The organism is Gilliamella sp. B2923, from assembly GCF_026536565.1.
GTDB lineage: Bacteria > Pseudomonadota > Gammaproteobacteria > Enterobacterales > Orbaceae > Gilliamella.
The window spans coordinates 130040-142375 of the sequence record NZ_JAFNNZ010000006.1 but is presented as its reverse complement, the minus strand read 5'-3'; the positions used below and the strand labels follow the sequence as shown (position 1 = coordinate 142375).

Sequence of the window (12336 nt, the reverse complement as noted above, 5' to 3'; positions counted from 1 at the left end):
TATTATGCCAAAAATTACTTTTTTACCTAATGCCGATCTTTGCCCGGAGGGAAAAACCGTCGAAGCAGAGGAAGGCGAATCTATATTAGAAGTTGCTTTACGCAATGATATTGAAATTGAGCATGCTTGTGAAATGTCGTGTGCTTGCTCGACTTGTCACTGTATTGTTCGTAAAGGATTTGATTCACTGCAAGAGAGTGATGAACAAGAAGATGATATGCTTGATAAAGCGTGGGGCGTTGAGCCACATAGCCGTCTGAGCTGTCAGGCACGAGTTGCTGATGAAGATTTAGAAGTAGAAATTCCAAGATATAGTCTTAATCACGCCAAAGAAGATCATTAATTCGTCGCCATAGTGGCGACGTGATTTCCTCAAAAACCTTGTTCCTCAACTTTTTTGTAGCTATTAATGATCATATTTTCTCTATCTATATGATAATTAATACTTGATGTTGATGCATCAACGGGGTATAATCCCGCCACTTTGTTTATTGTCTTTATGTAAGCAAATAAGTAAAAAGATATAATCTTTATGTAAAAATATTGAATTATATCAACAATATTCCCGATTTGGGAATTACGAAAAAGAACGGATTACACTCTCCTGTCAATCGAAACAGGGCAAGAGGAGTAGTCTTTTGTTATAACTTTTAAATAGTGGAGCTCTGGTCTCATGTCGAACCAAAGAATCCGTATCCGGTTAAAAGCGTTTGATCATCGTTTGATTGATCAATCAACTGCTGAAATTGTAGAAACTGCGAAGCGCACAGGTGCGCAAGTTCGTGGTCCTATTCCATTACCGACACGCAAAGAGCGTTTCACAGTATTGATTTCTCCGCACGTAAATAAAGATGCGCGTGATCAATATGAGATTCGTACTCACAAACGTCTAGTTGATATCGTTGAGCCAACTGAAAAAACAGTTGATGCTTTAATGCGCCTAGATCTTGCTGCCGGTGTTGATGTGCAGATCAGTTTAGGTTAATCCTAGGCTGAATGATTGAGAGGTCGAAACAATGATTGGTTTAATCGGTCGTAAAGTAGGAATGACACGAATCTTCACCGAAGAGGGTGTTTCTATTCCTGTCACCGTAGTTGAAGTTCAAAGCAACCGCATTACACAAGTTAAAACACTTGAGAATGACGGTTATCAAGCCATTCAGGTTACTACTGGCAGCAAAAAAGCAAGCCGTGTAAACAAACCTGAAGCAGGTCATTTCGCTAAGGCTGGCGTTGAAGCTGGTCGTGGTCTATGGGAATTCCGTTTTGAAGAAGGCGAATTTACTGTAGGTCAAAGTATTAACGTTGATATTTTCACAGACGTTAAAAAAGTTGATGTTACTGGTACATCTAAAGGTAAAGGTTTTGCTGGCGTAACTAAACGTTGGAATTTCCGTACTCAAGATGCAACACATGGTAACTCTTTGGCACACCGTGGTCATGGCTCTATTGGTCAAAACCAAACTCCGGGTAAAGTGTTCAAAGGTCGTAAAATGGCAGGTCACCTAGGTAATGAACGTGTAACCGTTCAAAACTTAGATATTGTACGTGTTGATGCAGAGCGTAACCTTTTATTAATTAAAGGTGCTGTTCCTGGCGCAATCAATAGTGACGTAATTGTTAAACCGGCAATCAAGGCTTAACGTCGAGGAGATAGAGATGGAATTAGTAGTAAAAGACGCGCAAGCGCTTTCTGTTTCCGAAACTACCTTCGGACGTGAGTTTAATGAAGCGTTAGTTCATCAAGTAGTTGTTGCTTATGCATCTGCTGCTCGTCAAGGCTCACGCGCACAAAAAACTCGTGCAGAAATCGCTGGTTCAGGCAAAAAACCATGGCGTCAAAAAGGCACAGGTCGTGCTCGTTCAGGTTCTATTAAGAGCCCAATTTGGCGTAGTGGTGGTGTAACATTTGCAGCAAAACCACAAGATCATAGCCAAAAAGTTAACCGTAAAATGTATCGTGGTGCATTAAAGAGTATTTTCTCTGAATTAGTGCGTCAAGAGCGTTTAGTTGTAGTTGAAAACTTTACTGTTGAAGCACCTAAGACTAAATTATTAACTCAGAAATTAAATGATATGAACTTAAATGATGTTCTTATTATCTGTTCTGAAGTTGATGAAAATCTTTTCTTAGCAGCACGTAACTTACATAAAGTTGATGTGCGTGATGTGGCAGGTATTGATCCAGTTAGTTTGATTGCATTTGACAAAGTGGTTATCACTGTTGATGCCGTTAAACAAGTAGAGGAGATGTTAGCATGATTCGTGAAGAGCGTCTGCTGAAAGTCCTGCGAGCACCACATGTTTCTGAAAAAGCATCTATTTCAATGGAAAAAACAAATACATTAGTATTGAAAGTTGCTAAAGATGCTACTAAGAGAGAGATTAAAGCCGCAGTTGAACAACTATTTGAAGTTAAAGTAGATGACGTAAATACACTTGTTGTTAAAGGCAAAGTAAAACGTCGTGGTCAACAAATTGGTCGCCGTAGCGACTGGAAAAAAGCTTACGTTACTTTAGCAGAAGGTCAGAATTTAGACCTTGCTGGCGTCGCTGAGTAATTCGGAGGAGTAAGAACAATGGCAGTTGTTAAGTGTAAACCTACATCTCCGGGTCGTCGCCACGTTGTTAAAGTGGTTAACCCAGAGTTGCATAAAGGTAAACCTTATGCACCGTTGCTTGATTCAAAAAGCAAAACTGGTGGTCGCAATAATAATGGTCGTATCACTACCCGTCATATCGGTGGTGGTCATAAACAACATTATCGTATTGTAGACTTTAAGCGTAATAAAGATGGTATTCCAGCAGTTGTTGAACGTTTGGAATATGATCCAAACCGTAGTGCAAATATTGCATTGGTTTTATATAAAGACGGTGAACGTCGTTATATTTTAGCGCCTAAAGGCTTAAAAGCAGGTGATCAGATCCAATCTGGCGTTGATGCAGCGATTAAAACAGGTAACTGTTTACCAATGCGCAACATCCCAGTCGGTTCTACCGTGCATAATATTGAAATGAAACCAGGCAAAGGCGGACAACTTGCTCGCTCTGCTGGTAGTTATGTTCAAATCGTTGCGCGTGATGGTGCATATGTAACATTACGTCTACGTTCAGGTGAAATGCGTAAAGTATTATCTGATTGCCGCGCCACTATTGGTGAAGTTGGTAACTCAGAACATATGCTTCGCGTATTAGGTAAAGCGGGTGCAACGCGTTGGCGTGGTGTTCGTCCTACTGTTCGTGGTACAGCAATGAACCCGGTAGACCATCCACATGGTGGTGGTGAAGGTCGTAACTTTGGTAAACATCCTGTGTCTCCATGGGGTCAAAAAGCCAAAGGATTGAAAACGCGTAGCAACAAACGTACTGATAAGTATATTGTTCGCCGTCGCAATAAGAAATAATTAATATAGAGGATTAGCTATGCCACGTTCTCTCAAGAAGGGTCCTTTTATTGACCTACACTTGCTGAAGAAGGTAGAGAAAGCGGTGGAAAGCGGGGACAAGAAACCAATTCGTACTTGGTCCCGTCGTTCAACGATCTTTCCTAACATGATCGGTTTGACCATCGCTGTCCATAATGGTCGTCAGCACGTTCCAGTTTATGTTTCCGACGAAATGGTTGGTCATAAATTGGGTGAATTCGCGCCGACTCGTACTTATCGCGGCCACGCGGCTGATAAGAAAGCTAAGAAGAAATAAGTAGGAGAAAGAGATGGAAACAATTGCAAAGTACCGCCACGCTCGTTCTTCTGCACAAAAAGTTCGCTTAGTTGCAGATCTTGTTCGCGGTAAGAAAGTGTCTCAGGCACTAGATATTTTAACGTACACCAATAAAAAAGCGGCTGTACTTGTTAAAAAAGTATTAGAGTCTGCTATTGCTAATGCAGAGCATAACGATGGTGCTGATATTGATGATCTGAAAGTTGCGAAAATTTTCGTAGACGAAGGCCCAACCATGAAGCGTATTATGCCTCGTGCAAAAGGTCGTGCAGATCGTATTTTGAAGCGTACGAGTCACATCACCGTGATCGTCTCAGATCGCTAGGCTGGAGAATAGCAATGGGTCAAAAAGTAAATCCAAATGGTATCCGATTAGGCATTGTCAAGCCTTGGACATCTACATGGTATTCGGGTACAAAGACATTCGCTGATAATTTAGAAAGTGATTTTAGAGTGCGAGAATTCTTAAACAAAGAATTAGCACAAGCGTCAATCTCTAAAATTGTAATCGACCGTTCAGCAGAAACTAACGTTCGTATTACTATCCATACTGCTCGTCCGGGTATTGTGATTGGTAAAAAAGGCGAGGACGTTGAAAAATTACGTAATGCCGTAGCTTCTATTGTCAATAAATACAAAGACAAAAGAGAGAAACGTGATGTTGCAGTACAAATTAATATTGCTGAAGTTCGTAAACCTGAACTTGATGCAAAATTAGTTGCTGACAGTATTACCTCTCAGTTAGAACGCCGTGTTATGTTCCGTCGTGCTATGAAACGTGCGGTACAAAACGCAATGAAAGCGGGTGCTAAAGGTATCAAAGTTGAAGTAAGTGGTCGTTTAGGCGGCGCTGAAATCGCTCGTAGTGAATGGTATCGTGAAGGTCGTGTACCTCTACATACTCTACGTGCTGATATCGACTATGGTACATCTGAAGCATTAACTACCTATGGTATTATTGGTGTTAAAGTGTGGATCTTCAAAGGTGAGATCCTTGGTGGTATGGCTGCCGTTGAACAAGCAGAAAAACAACCTGCTGCTCAACCGAAAAAGCAGCGCAAAGGCCGAAAACAATAAGGAGCGTCGCTGATGTTACAACCAAAGCGTACAAAATTCCGTAAAGTGCACAAGGGCCGCAATCGTGGTCTTGCTGTAAGTACTGACGTTAGTTTCGGTACATTCGGTCTTAAGGCTGTGGGTCGTGGTCGTTTGACTGCGCGCCAGATCGAAGCAGCACGTCGTGCAATGACTCGTGCAGTTAAGCGTCAAGGTAAAATCTGGATTCGAGTTTTCCCTGATAAACCAATTACTGAAAAACCACTTGAAGTGCGTATGGGTAAAGGTAAGGGTAACGTTGAATACTGGGTTGCACAGATTCAACCAGGTAAAGTCCTTTATGAAATGGACGGAGTACCGGAAGAAGTTGCTCGTGAAGCATTTGCGTTGGCAGCTGCAAAACTGCCAATTAAAACCACCTTTGTGATTAAGACGGTGATGTAAATGAAAGCAAAAGAGCTACGCGAAAAAAGCGTTGAAGAGTTAAATACTGAACTTCTTAATTTATTACGTGAGCAATTTAACTTACGTATGCAATTAGCTGGGGGTCAGTTAACACAGACTCATATGTTAAAACAAGTGCGTCGTAATATTGCACGTGTTAAAACATTATTAACTGAGAAGGCGGGTGCGTAATATGACTACTGAAGTAAAAATTCGTACTCAGCAAGGTCGTGTTATTAGCGACAAAATGGATAAATCTATTACTGTAGCTATTGAACGTAAAGTGAAGCATCCGTTATATGGTAAGTTCATTAAACGTACGACTAAATTGCATGTACATGATGAAAACAACGAGTGTGGTATTGGTGATACTGTTGAAATTAAAGAGTGTCGTCCATTATCAAAAACCAAATCTTGGACTCTTGTTCGAATCGTTGAAAAAGCAGTTAAATAATCTTTATTGATTAAAAACTGTACATAATATAATAAACGGCCCAACAGCCGTTTATTTTATGCTATCCATTTTATTTGAGTGGTGTTATACTATGCGCCCTCACATATGTGGGTTTTTGGTTGTCTATTCTTATCCATGGTAGTTGAGGTGGATGAAGGTAGATTAGACAATAATTTATTTATACGGAGCATTAAAATGATCCAAGAACAGACTAGGCTAGATGTTGCCGATAACTCTGGCGCACGTAGCGTAATGTGTATCAAGGTTCTCGGTGGATCGCACCGTCGTTATGCAGCGGTAGGTGATATCATCAAAGTTACCATTAAAGAAGCAATTCCACGTGGTAAAGTGAAAAAAGGTGATGTACTAAAAGCTGTTGTCGTGCGCACTAGAAAAGGTGTTCGTCGTCCTGATGGATCTGTCATTCGTTTCGATCGCAATGCTTGTGTTATTTTAAACAATAACAGTGAGCAACCGATTGGTACGCGTATTTTTGGACCGGTCACTCGTGAACTTCGTTCTGAGAAGTTTATGAAGATCATTTCATTAGCACCAGAAGTACTGTAAGGAGCGGGTAATGGCAGCGAAAATCCGTCGAGAAGATGAAGTTATCGTGTTAACCGGTAAAGATAAAGGTAAACGCGGTAAAGTAAGAAGTGTTTTGTCTACTGGTAAAGTGATTGTTGAAGGTATCAATTTGGTGAAAAAACACCAAAAACCTGTACCTGCATTAAATCAAGAAGGTGGAATTGTTGAGAAAGAAGCAGCAATTAATGTTTCTAACGTCGCAATTTTTAACCCGGCTACAGGCAAAGCGGATCGCGTAGGCTTTCGTATTGAAGACGGTAAAAAAGTCCGTTTTTATAAGTCTACTAATGAATTAATCAATTAAGTAATTTGGAGTGTACGATGGCGAAACTGCATGATTACTACAAAGCACAGGTAGTAAATAAACTGCAAGAACAGTTTGGCTACAAATCTGTCATGCAAGTCCCTCGGATCGAAAAGATCACCTTGAATATGGGTGTGGGTGAAGCAATTACTGATAAGAAATTATTAGATAATGCGGTTGCAGATTTAGCAGCAATCAGTGGTCAAAAACCACTTGTCACAAAAGCACGCAAATCAGTTGCTGGTTTTAAAATCCGTCAAGGGTATCCTATTGGTTGTAAAGTCACTTTACGTGGCGAACGTATGTGGGAATTTTTTGAACGTCTAGTTTATATTGCTCTTCCTCGTACTCGAGATTTTCGTGGTTTAAGCGCAAAATCTTTCGATGGTCGTGGTAACTATAGCATGGGTGTTCGTGAACAAATCGTTTTCCCTGAAATCGATTATGATAAAGTTGATCGTGTTCGTGGTTTAGATATTACTATCACCACTACTGCACAATCTGATGAAGAAGGCCGAGCTTTATTATCTGCCTTTAACTTCCCATTTCGTAAGTAAGGTAGGGCATAATGGCTAAACAATCAATGATTGAACGCGATAAGAAACGCGTAAAGCTAGCAGAAAGATATTTTGCAAAGCGTCAAGAATTAAAAGCGATTATCTCTGATCTTAATGCATCAGATGAAGATCGTTGGAATGCAGTGCTTAAATTGCAAACGCTTCCTCGTGATTCTAGTCCATCACGTCAACGTCGTCGTTGTCGTCAAACAGGTCGTCCTCATGGCGTCCTTCGTAAGTTTGGTTTAAGCCGTATTAAGGTCCGTGAATCAGCCATGCGTGGTGAGATTCCAGGTCTTAAAAAGGCAAGTTGGTAATCAGGGGAGTGTTATAGATGAGCATGCAAGATCCTATAGCAGATATGTTGACCCGTATTCGTAACGGTCAAGCTGCGAATAAAGTTGCAGTCACCATGCCTTCCTCTAAGCTAAAAGTGGCAATTGCCAATGTGCTAAAAGAAGAAGGTTATATTGGGGACTTTAAAGTTGTTGGTGACACTAAGCCAGAATTGGAAATCACTTTAAAATATTTCCAAGGTAAAGCTGTAGTAGAAAGTATTAAACGTGTTAGCCGTCCAGGTTTACGTATTTATAAACGTAAAGACGAATTGCCAAAAGTAATGGCTGGACTAGGTATCGCAGTTATTTCTACTTCTAAAGGTGTTATGACTGATCGTGCAGCACGCCAAGCTGGTCTTGGTGGTGAAATTATCTGCTACGTAGCGTAAGGGAGAAAAAAATGTCTCGTGTTGCAAAAGCACCTGTCGTTGTTCCTGCTGGCGTAGAGGTAAAACTCAATGGTCAGGTAATTACGATTAAAGGTAAAAATGGCGAGTTATCTCGTACAATTAATAAAGCTGTTGTAATTAATCAAGAAGAAGGTCAAATTAAATTTGCACCTCGTGAAGGTTTTGCTGATGCTTGGGCTCAAGCAGGTACAGCTCGCGCATTGATTAATGCAATGGTAGTTGGTGTTACTGAAGGTTTTACAAAAAAACTTCAGCTAGTTGGTGTCGGTTATCGTGCACAAGTTAAAGGTAATGCAATTGGTTTATCTCTTGGATATTCACATCCAATTGAACATCAATTACCTGCAGGTGTAACAGCTGAGTGTCCTTCTCAAACTGAAATCGTACTAAAAAGTGCTGATAAACAGTTAATCGGACAAGTAGCAGCAGATATCCGTGCTTATCGTCGTCCTGAACCTTATAAAGGTAAAGGTGTTCGTTACGCAGATGAAGTTGTGCGTACTAAAGAAGCTAAGAAAAAGTAAGGTAACACTATGGATAAGAAATCAGCTCGTATCCGTCGTGCAACTAAAGCGCGTCGTAAGATGCATGAACTACTTGCAACTCGCTTAGTAGTTCACCGTACTCCGCGTCATATTTATGCGCAGATTATCGCACCAAACGGATCAGAAGTACTGGCAGCCGCTTCTACATTAGAAAAAGCTATCAGTGAAAGTTTAAAATACACTGGAAACAAAGATGCAGCAGCAGCAGTTGGTAAAGCAATCGCAGAGCGTGCATTAGCGAAAGATATCAAAGAAGTTTCTTTTGATCGTTCGGGTTTCCAATATCATGGTCGAGTTCAGGCGCTAGCAGATGCTGCTCGCGAAGCTGGCCTACAGTTCTAAGGTAGGAGTTAAAGATGTCAAACATCGAAAAACAAGCTGGTGAACTGCAGGAAAAATTAATCGCAGTTAACCGAGTTTCTAAAACCGTAAAAGGTGGTCGTATTTTTAGTTTTTCTGCACTAACTGTTGTTGGTGACGGTAACGGTCGCGTAGGTTTTGGATATGGTAAAGCACGTGAAGTGCCAGCAGCAATTCAAAAAGCAATGGAAAAAGCACGTCGCAATATGATCAATGTTGCTTTAAATAACGATACTTTACAGCATCCGGTTAAAGGTGCTCACACAGGTTCTCGTGTTTATATGCAACCAGCATCAGAAGGTACCGGTATTATCGCTGGTGGTGCGATGCGTGCAGTATTAGAAGTTGCCGGAGTTCGTAACGTTCTAGCTAAAGCATATGGTTCTACTAACCCAATTAATGTGGTTCGTGCAACAATCGATGGCTTAGAAAATATGAAATCACCTGAAATGGTTGCTGCTAAGCGTGGTAAAACCGTCGAAGAAATTTTGGGGTAATTAGCCATGGCAAAAACAATTAAAATTACACAAACTCGTAGTTCAATTGGTCGCCTTCCGAAGCATAAAGCAACGTTAGTAGGTCTAGGATTACGTCGTATTGGTCATACTGTTGAGCGTGAGGACACTCCTGCTATTCGCGGTATGGTAAACCAAGTTTATTACATGGTTAAAGTTGAGGAGTAATAGTAATGCGTTTAAATACTTTATCTCCTGCTGAAGGTTCAAAGCATGCACCGAAACGTCTAGGTCGAGGAATCGGTTCTGGACTAGGTAAAACTGGTACTCGTGGTGTTAAAGGTCAAAAATCTCGTTCAGGTGGCGGCGTTCGTCGTGGCTTTGAAGGTGGTCAAATGCCTTTATATCGTCGTTTACCAAAATTTGGTTTTACCTCACGTAAAGCTCTAGTTACAGCTCAAGTTCGTCTTTCAGATTTAATGAAAGTCGAAGGTGATATTGTTGACCTAAATAGCTTAAAAGTTGCAAATGTGATCAATTCACAAATCGAATACGCTAAAATCATGTTATCTGGTGAAGTAACTAAACCAGTAACAGTTCGTGGAATTCGAGTAACTAAAGGTGCTAAAGCTGCAATTGAAGCTGCTGGCGGAAAAATTGAGGAATAATTAGAAAGATGGCAAAGCAACCAGGATTAGATTTTCAAAGTACACGAGGTGGTAGTGGTGAGCTTAAAAGACGTTTAATATTTGTGCTTTTAGCGCTTATTGTTTTTCGTCTTGGTTCTTACATTCCCGTTCCTGGTATTGATACTAAAGCGTTATCGGACTTACTGACACAAGCATCAACTAATGGTATTGTGGGTATGTTCAATATGTTCTCTGGTGGTGCTTTAAGCCGTGCTTCAATCTTTGCTTTAGGGATAATGCCTTATATTTCTGCATCAATTATTGTGCAGTTATTAACAGCAATTAGCCCTAAACTAGCAGAATTGAAGAAAGAAGGTGAATCAGGTCGTAAAAAAATTAGTCAGTATACACGTTATGGCACATTAGCTTTAGCGATTGTACAGGCAGTTGGTATTGCGACTGGTTTACCGAATATTCCAGGTTATGGTCACGTGGTGATCAACCCAGGATTTTCTTTCTATTTTATTGCATCGGTTAGCTTAGTTACTGGCACTATGTTTCTTATGTGGTTAGGTGAGCAGATCACAGAACGAGGTGTAGGTAATGGTATCTCTATCATTATCTTTGCTGGTATTGTGGCAGGTCTTCCTCATGCAATATATGAAACAATTGAACAAGCTCGTTCTGGTTCATTGCATCCGATTTTATTATTAGTGGTCGCAGCGTTAGTGGTTGGTGTGACTTATTTTGTTGTCTTTGTCGAACGTGGTCAACGACGTATTGTTGTTAACTATGCGCAACGTCAACAAGGTCGCCGTGTGTATGCCGCACAAAGTACACATTTACCATTAAAAATTAATATGGCAGGGGTTATTCCTGCAATATTTGCTTCAACAATTGTAATGTTACCATCTATGATGGCTTCTTGGTTCCAAGGAAATGGTGAAGGATGGCGATATATTTTTGTTCTTATTGGACAATATTTTTCCCATGATCAACCGTTATACATTATCTTTTTTGCGGTAGCGATTATCTTCTTCTGTTTCTTCTATACGGCATTGGTTTTCAATCCGAGAGAGACAGCAGATCAATTAAAAAAATCAGGTGCATTCATTCCAGGTATCCGTCCGGGTGAACAAACATCTAAGTATATTGACAAAGTAATGACACGTTTAACGCTAATTGGCGCTATCTACATTACTTTTGTATGTTTGGTACCAATGTTTATGACAAGTGCGATGAAAGTTCCTGTCCAATTCGGTGGAACATCTTTATTAATTGTGGTTGTTGTAATCATGGATTTTATGGCACAAGTACAGACTTTAATGATGCCAAATCGTTATGAGTCAGTGTTAAAGAAAGCGAATCTTAAAGGCTACGGCCGATAAGTTAGCCAGAAGTTACGGAGAAAAACATGAAAGTTCGTGCTTCAGTCAAGAAATTATGCAGAAATTGTAAAATCATCAAACGTAATGGCATTGTTCGTGTTATTTGCGTTGAAGGTAAACATAAACAACGTCAAGGTTAATTTATTTAGCTGTAAAGTTGAACTTTTGCATATTTTACTTGCCAAAGTATAGTAAAGCTGGCTAGAATAGCCAGCCTAAATTTATTTGTAAACCCGCTGTTTGAGTATCCTGAAAACGGGCTTTTCAGTATGGTGGGTTTGCTGAACATTAACAATAAAGGAGTGCATAGTGGCCCGTATAGCAGGCATTAACATTCCTGATCAACAACATACAGTAATTGCGTTACAAGCAATTTATGGTATCGGTAATACTCGCGCTAAGACAATTTGTGCTCAAGCGGGTATTCCTGAACATGTTAAGATCAGAGAACTATCTGAAGATCAGATTGAAAAGTTACGTGAAGAAGTCGCTAAATTCACTGTAGAAGGTGATTTACGTCGTGAAGTAACTATGAGTATCAAGCGTTTATTAGACCTTGGTTGTTATCGTGGCATGCGTCATCGTCGTGGACTTCCAGTCCGTGGTCAACGCACTAAGACTAACGCTCGTACCCGTAAGGGACCGCGTAAGCCAATCAAGAAATAATTGAGGTGATAATAAATGGCAAAGACACCTGTTCGTACACGTAAACGTGTTAAAAAGCAAGTTTCTGATGGTATAGCTCATATTCATGCATCATTTAACAATACAATCGTAACTATTACCGATCGTCAAGGTAATGCGTTGGGTTGGGCAACCGCTGGTGGTTCTGGTTTCCGTGGCTCTCGTAAGTCAACTCCGTTCGCAGCTCAAGTAGCCGCAGAGCGTTGTGCAGAAGCCGTAAAAGACTACGGAATTAAGAATCTGGAAGTTATGGTAAAAGGACCTGGTCCTGGTCGTGAGTCAACAATTCGTGCATTAAATGCTGCGGGTTATCGCATCACTAACATTACTGATGTTACTCCGATTCCTCATAACGGTTGTCGTCCACCAAAGAAACGTCGTGTTTAATTTTTATTAAACAT

Annotated in this window: 26 protein-coding genes; all 26 read left to right on the top strand. The window is 40.5% G+C overall.

Features of this window, described 5'->3' with window-relative positions; all coding sequences use genetic code 11:
• The first annotated feature begins 4 nt into the window (after positions 1-4).
• On the top strand, positions 5-343 hold the full coding sequence (gene fdx / locus J3U42_RS08335; protein WP_220218634.1) for an ISC system 2Fe-2S type ferredoxin: 339 nt from the start codon (positions 5-7) through the stop codon (positions 341-343).
• A 330-nt stretch (positions 344-673) separates the two neighbouring features.
• On the top strand, positions 674-985 hold the full coding sequence (gene rpsJ / locus J3U42_RS08330) for a 30S ribosomal protein S10 (RefSeq protein WP_006120582.1): 312 nt from the start codon (positions 674-676) through the stop codon (positions 983-985).
• Positions 986-1016: 31 nt separating this feature from the next.
• Positions 1017-1643, top strand: coding sequence for a 50S ribosomal protein L3 (gene rplC, locus J3U42_RS08325; RefSeq protein ID WP_065567159.1), 627 nt, complete (start codon positions 1017-1019; stop codon positions 1641-1643).
• A gap of 16 nt (positions 1644-1659) precedes the next feature.
• Positions 1660-2262, top strand: coding sequence for a 50S ribosomal protein L4 (gene rplD / locus J3U42_RS08320; RefSeq protein ID WP_220218635.1), 603 nt, complete (start codon positions 1660-1662; stop codon positions 2260-2262).
• The gene (gene rplW / locus J3U42_RS08315; protein ID WP_034885052.1) at positions 2259-2561 is read left to right on the top strand and encodes a 50S ribosomal protein L23; all 303 of its coding nucleotides are present in this window, start codon (positions 2259-2261) and stop codon (positions 2559-2561) included. Before rplD ends, rplW begins: the two co-directional genes overlap by 4 nt.
• An 18-nt stretch (positions 2562-2579) precedes the next feature.
• Positions 2580-3404, top strand: a complete 825-nt coding sequence (gene rplB / locus J3U42_RS08310) for a 50S ribosomal protein L2 (RefSeq protein ID WP_065561019.1) — start codon at positions 2580-2582, stop codon at positions 3402-3404.
• A 19-nt stretch (positions 3405-3423) separates the two neighbouring features.
• Positions 3424-3702: a 30S ribosomal protein S19 gene (gene rpsS / locus J3U42_RS08305; RefSeq protein WP_024496505.1), complete on the top strand. Its 279-nt coding sequence runs from the start codon at positions 3424-3426 to the stop codon at positions 3700-3702.
• Positions 3703-3715: 13 nt separating this feature from the next.
• Positions 3716-4048 (top strand): 50S ribosomal protein L22, encoded by a 333-nt coding sequence (gene rplV, locus J3U42_RS08300; RefSeq protein ID WP_034884235.1) that lies wholly within the window; start codon positions 3716-3718, stop codon positions 4046-4048.
• Between the two features lie 14 nt (positions 4049-4062).
• Positions 4063-4800: a 30S ribosomal protein S3 gene (gene rpsC / locus J3U42_RS08295; protein ID WP_065562942.1), complete on the top strand. Its 738-nt coding sequence runs from the start codon at positions 4063-4065 to the stop codon at positions 4798-4800.
• A gap of 12 nt (positions 4801-4812) precedes the next feature.
• On the top strand, positions 4813-5223 hold the full coding sequence (gene rplP, locus J3U42_RS08290; RefSeq protein ID WP_025314389.1) for a 50S ribosomal protein L16: 411 nt from the start codon (positions 4813-4815) through the stop codon (positions 5221-5223).
• Positions 5224-5415: a 50S ribosomal protein L29 gene (gene rpmC, locus J3U42_RS08285; protein ID WP_034902373.1), complete on the top strand. Its 192-nt coding sequence runs from the start codon at positions 5224-5226 to the stop codon at positions 5413-5415. It abuts the gene before it with no gap.
• A 1-nt stretch (position 5416) separates the two neighbouring features.
• Complete coding sequence (gene rpsQ, locus J3U42_RS08280) at positions 5417-5677, top strand: 30S ribosomal protein S17 (RefSeq protein WP_220218636.1); 261 nt, start codon at positions 5417-5419, stop codon at positions 5675-5677.
• A 195-nt stretch (positions 5678-5872) separates the two neighbouring features.
• Positions 5873-6244 carry a 50S ribosomal protein L14 gene (gene rplN / locus J3U42_RS08275; RefSeq protein ID WP_025314392.1) on the top strand — a complete coding sequence of 124 codons (372 nt, stop codon included), beginning with the start codon at positions 5873-5875 and terminating at the stop codon, positions 6242-6244.
• Between the two features lie 10 nt (positions 6245-6254).
• Positions 6255-6569, top strand: a complete 315-nt coding sequence (rplX, locus tag J3U42_RS08270; protein WP_220218637.1) for a 50S ribosomal protein L24 — start codon at positions 6255-6257, stop codon at positions 6567-6569.
• A 17-nt stretch (positions 6570-6586) separates the two neighbouring features.
• Positions 6587-7126: a 50S ribosomal protein L5 gene (gene rplE / locus J3U42_RS08265; protein WP_025314394.1), complete on the top strand. Its 540-nt coding sequence runs from the start codon at positions 6587-6589 to the stop codon at positions 7124-7126.
• 11 nt (positions 7127-7137) lie between these two features.
• Positions 7138-7443, top strand: a complete 306-nt coding sequence (gene rpsN, locus J3U42_RS08260; RefSeq protein WP_065634459.1) for a 30S ribosomal protein S14 — start codon at positions 7138-7140, stop codon at positions 7441-7443.
• Positions 7444-7460: 17 nt separating this feature from the next.
• On the top strand, positions 7461-7853 hold the full coding sequence (gene rpsH, locus J3U42_RS08255; protein ID WP_267329604.1) for a 30S ribosomal protein S8: 393 nt from the start codon (positions 7461-7463) through the stop codon (positions 7851-7853).
• A gap of 11 nt (positions 7854-7864) precedes the next feature.
• Positions 7865-8398: a 50S ribosomal protein L6 gene (gene rplF / locus J3U42_RS08250; protein ID WP_220218639.1), complete on the top strand. Its 534-nt coding sequence runs from the start codon at positions 7865-7867 to the stop codon at positions 8396-8398.
• A 9-nt stretch (positions 8399-8407) separates the two neighbouring features.
• Positions 8408-8761 (top strand): 50S ribosomal protein L18, encoded by a 354-nt coding sequence (gene rplR / locus J3U42_RS08245; RefSeq protein WP_025314398.1) that lies wholly within the window; start codon positions 8408-8410, stop codon positions 8759-8761.
• 14 nt (positions 8762-8775) lie between these two features.
• Positions 8776-9276, top strand: a complete 501-nt coding sequence (gene rpsE / locus J3U42_RS08240) for a 30S ribosomal protein S5 (protein WP_025314399.1) — start codon at positions 8776-8778, stop codon at positions 9274-9276.
• 6 nt (positions 9277-9282) lie between these two features.
• Positions 9283-9462 carry a 50S ribosomal protein L30 gene (gene rpmD / locus J3U42_RS08235; RefSeq protein WP_025314400.1) on the top strand — a complete coding sequence of 60 codons (180 nt, stop codon included), beginning with the start codon at positions 9283-9285 and terminating at the stop codon, positions 9460-9462.
• Between the two features lie 5 nt (positions 9463-9467).
• Positions 9468-9902 (top strand): 50S ribosomal protein L15, encoded by a 435-nt coding sequence (gene rplO / locus J3U42_RS08230; protein ID WP_160403070.1) that lies wholly within the window; start codon positions 9468-9470, stop codon positions 9900-9902.
• A gap of 8 nt (positions 9903-9910) precedes the next feature.
• The gene (gene secY, locus J3U42_RS08225) at positions 9911-11251 is read left to right on the top strand and encodes a preprotein translocase subunit SecY (protein WP_220218640.1); all 1341 of its coding nucleotides are present in this window, start codon (positions 9911-9913) and stop codon (positions 11249-11251) included.
• Positions 11252-11277: 26 nt separating this feature from the next.
• Positions 11278-11391 carry a 50S ribosomal protein L36 gene (gene rpmJ, locus J3U42_RS08220; protein WP_025314403.1) on the top strand — a complete coding sequence of 38 codons (114 nt, stop codon included), beginning with the start codon at positions 11278-11280 and terminating at the stop codon, positions 11389-11391.
• Between the two features lie 169 nt (positions 11392-11560).
• Positions 11561-11917, top strand: a complete 357-nt coding sequence (gene rpsM / locus J3U42_RS08215; RefSeq protein ID WP_220218641.1) for a 30S ribosomal protein S13 — start codon at positions 11561-11563, stop codon at positions 11915-11917.
• Between the two features lie 15 nt (positions 11918-11932).
• A complete protein-coding gene (gene rpsK / locus J3U42_RS08210) occupies positions 11933-12322 on the top strand; it encodes a 30S ribosomal protein S11 (RefSeq protein WP_025314405.1) in 390 nt (129 codons plus the stop codon).
• Positions 12323-12336 lie beyond the last annotated feature (14 nt).

Bases quoted from the DNA above. Each gene is read 5' to 3' on its own strand.
- fdx (WP_220218634.1), top strand. From the start codon at position 5: ATGCCAAAAATTACTTTTTTACCTAATGCCGATCTTTGCCCGGAGGGA.
- rpsJ (WP_006120582.1), top strand. From the start codon at position 674: ATGTCGAACCAAAGAATCCGTATCCGGTTAAAAGCGTTTGATCATCGT.
- rplC (WP_065567159.1), top strand. From the start codon at position 1,017: ATGATTGGTTTAATCGGTCGTAAAGTAGGAATGACACGAATCTTCACC.
- rplD (WP_220218635.1), top strand. From the start codon at position 1,660: ATGGAATTAGTAGTAAAAGACGCGCAAGCGCTTTCTGTTTCCGAAACT.
- rplW (WP_034885052.1), top strand. From the start codon at position 2,259: ATGATTCGTGAAGAGCGTCTGCTGAAAGTCCTGCGAGCACCACATGTT.
- rplB (WP_065561019.1), top strand. From the start codon at position 2,580: ATGGCAGTTGTTAAGTGTAAACCTACATCTCCGGGTCGTCGCCACGTT.
- rpsS (WP_024496505.1), top strand. From the start codon at position 3,424: ATGCCACGTTCTCTCAAGAAGGGTCCTTTTATTGACCTACACTTGCTG.
- rplV (WP_034884235.1), top strand. From the start codon at position 3,716: ATGGAAACAATTGCAAAGTACCGCCACGCTCGTTCTTCTGCACAAAAA.
- rpsC (WP_065562942.1), top strand. From the start codon at position 4,063: ATGGGTCAAAAAGTAAATCCAAATGGTATCCGATTAGGCATTGTCAAG.
- rplP (WP_025314389.1), top strand. From the start codon at position 4,813: ATGTTACAACCAAAGCGTACAAAATTCCGTAAAGTGCACAAGGGCCGC.
- rpmC (WP_034902373.1), top strand. From the start codon at position 5,224: ATGAAAGCAAAAGAGCTACGCGAAAAAAGCGTTGAAGAGTTAAATACT.
- rpsQ (WP_220218636.1), top strand. From the start codon at position 5,417: ATGACTACTGAAGTAAAAATTCGTACTCAGCAAGGTCGTGTTATTAGC.
- rplN (WP_025314392.1), top strand. From the start codon at position 5,873: ATGATCCAAGAACAGACTAGGCTAGATGTTGCCGATAACTCTGGCGCA.
- rplX (WP_220218637.1), top strand. From the start codon at position 6,255: ATGGCAGCGAAAATCCGTCGAGAAGATGAAGTTATCGTGTTAACCGGT.
- rplE (WP_025314394.1), top strand. From the start codon at position 6,587: ATGGCGAAACTGCATGATTACTACAAAGCACAGGTAGTAAATAAACTG.
- rpsN (WP_065634459.1), top strand. From the start codon at position 7,138: ATGGCTAAACAATCAATGATTGAACGCGATAAGAAACGCGTAAAGCTA.
- rpsH (WP_267329604.1), top strand. From the start codon at position 7,461: ATGAGCATGCAAGATCCTATAGCAGATATGTTGACCCGTATTCGTAAC.
- rplF (WP_220218639.1), top strand. From the start codon at position 7,865: ATGTCTCGTGTTGCAAAAGCACCTGTCGTTGTTCCTGCTGGCGTAGAG.
- rplR (WP_025314398.1), top strand. From the start codon at position 8,408: ATGGATAAGAAATCAGCTCGTATCCGTCGTGCAACTAAAGCGCGTCGT.
- rpsE (WP_025314399.1), top strand. From the start codon at position 8,776: ATGTCAAACATCGAAAAACAAGCTGGTGAACTGCAGGAAAAATTAATC.
- rpmD (WP_025314400.1), top strand. From the start codon at position 9,283: ATGGCAAAAACAATTAAAATTACACAAACTCGTAGTTCAATTGGTCGC.
- rplO (WP_160403070.1), top strand. From the start codon at position 9,468: ATGCGTTTAAATACTTTATCTCCTGCTGAAGGTTCAAAGCATGCACCG.
- secY (WP_220218640.1), top strand. From the start codon at position 9,911: ATGGCAAAGCAACCAGGATTAGATTTTCAAAGTACACGAGGTGGTAGT.
- rpmJ (WP_025314403.1), top strand. From the start codon at position 11,278: ATGAAAGTTCGTGCTTCAGTCAAGAAATTATGCAGAAATTGTAAAATC.
- rpsK (WP_025314405.1), top strand. From the start codon at position 11,933: ATGGCAAAGACACCTGTTCGTACACGTAAACGTGTTAAAAAGCAAGTT.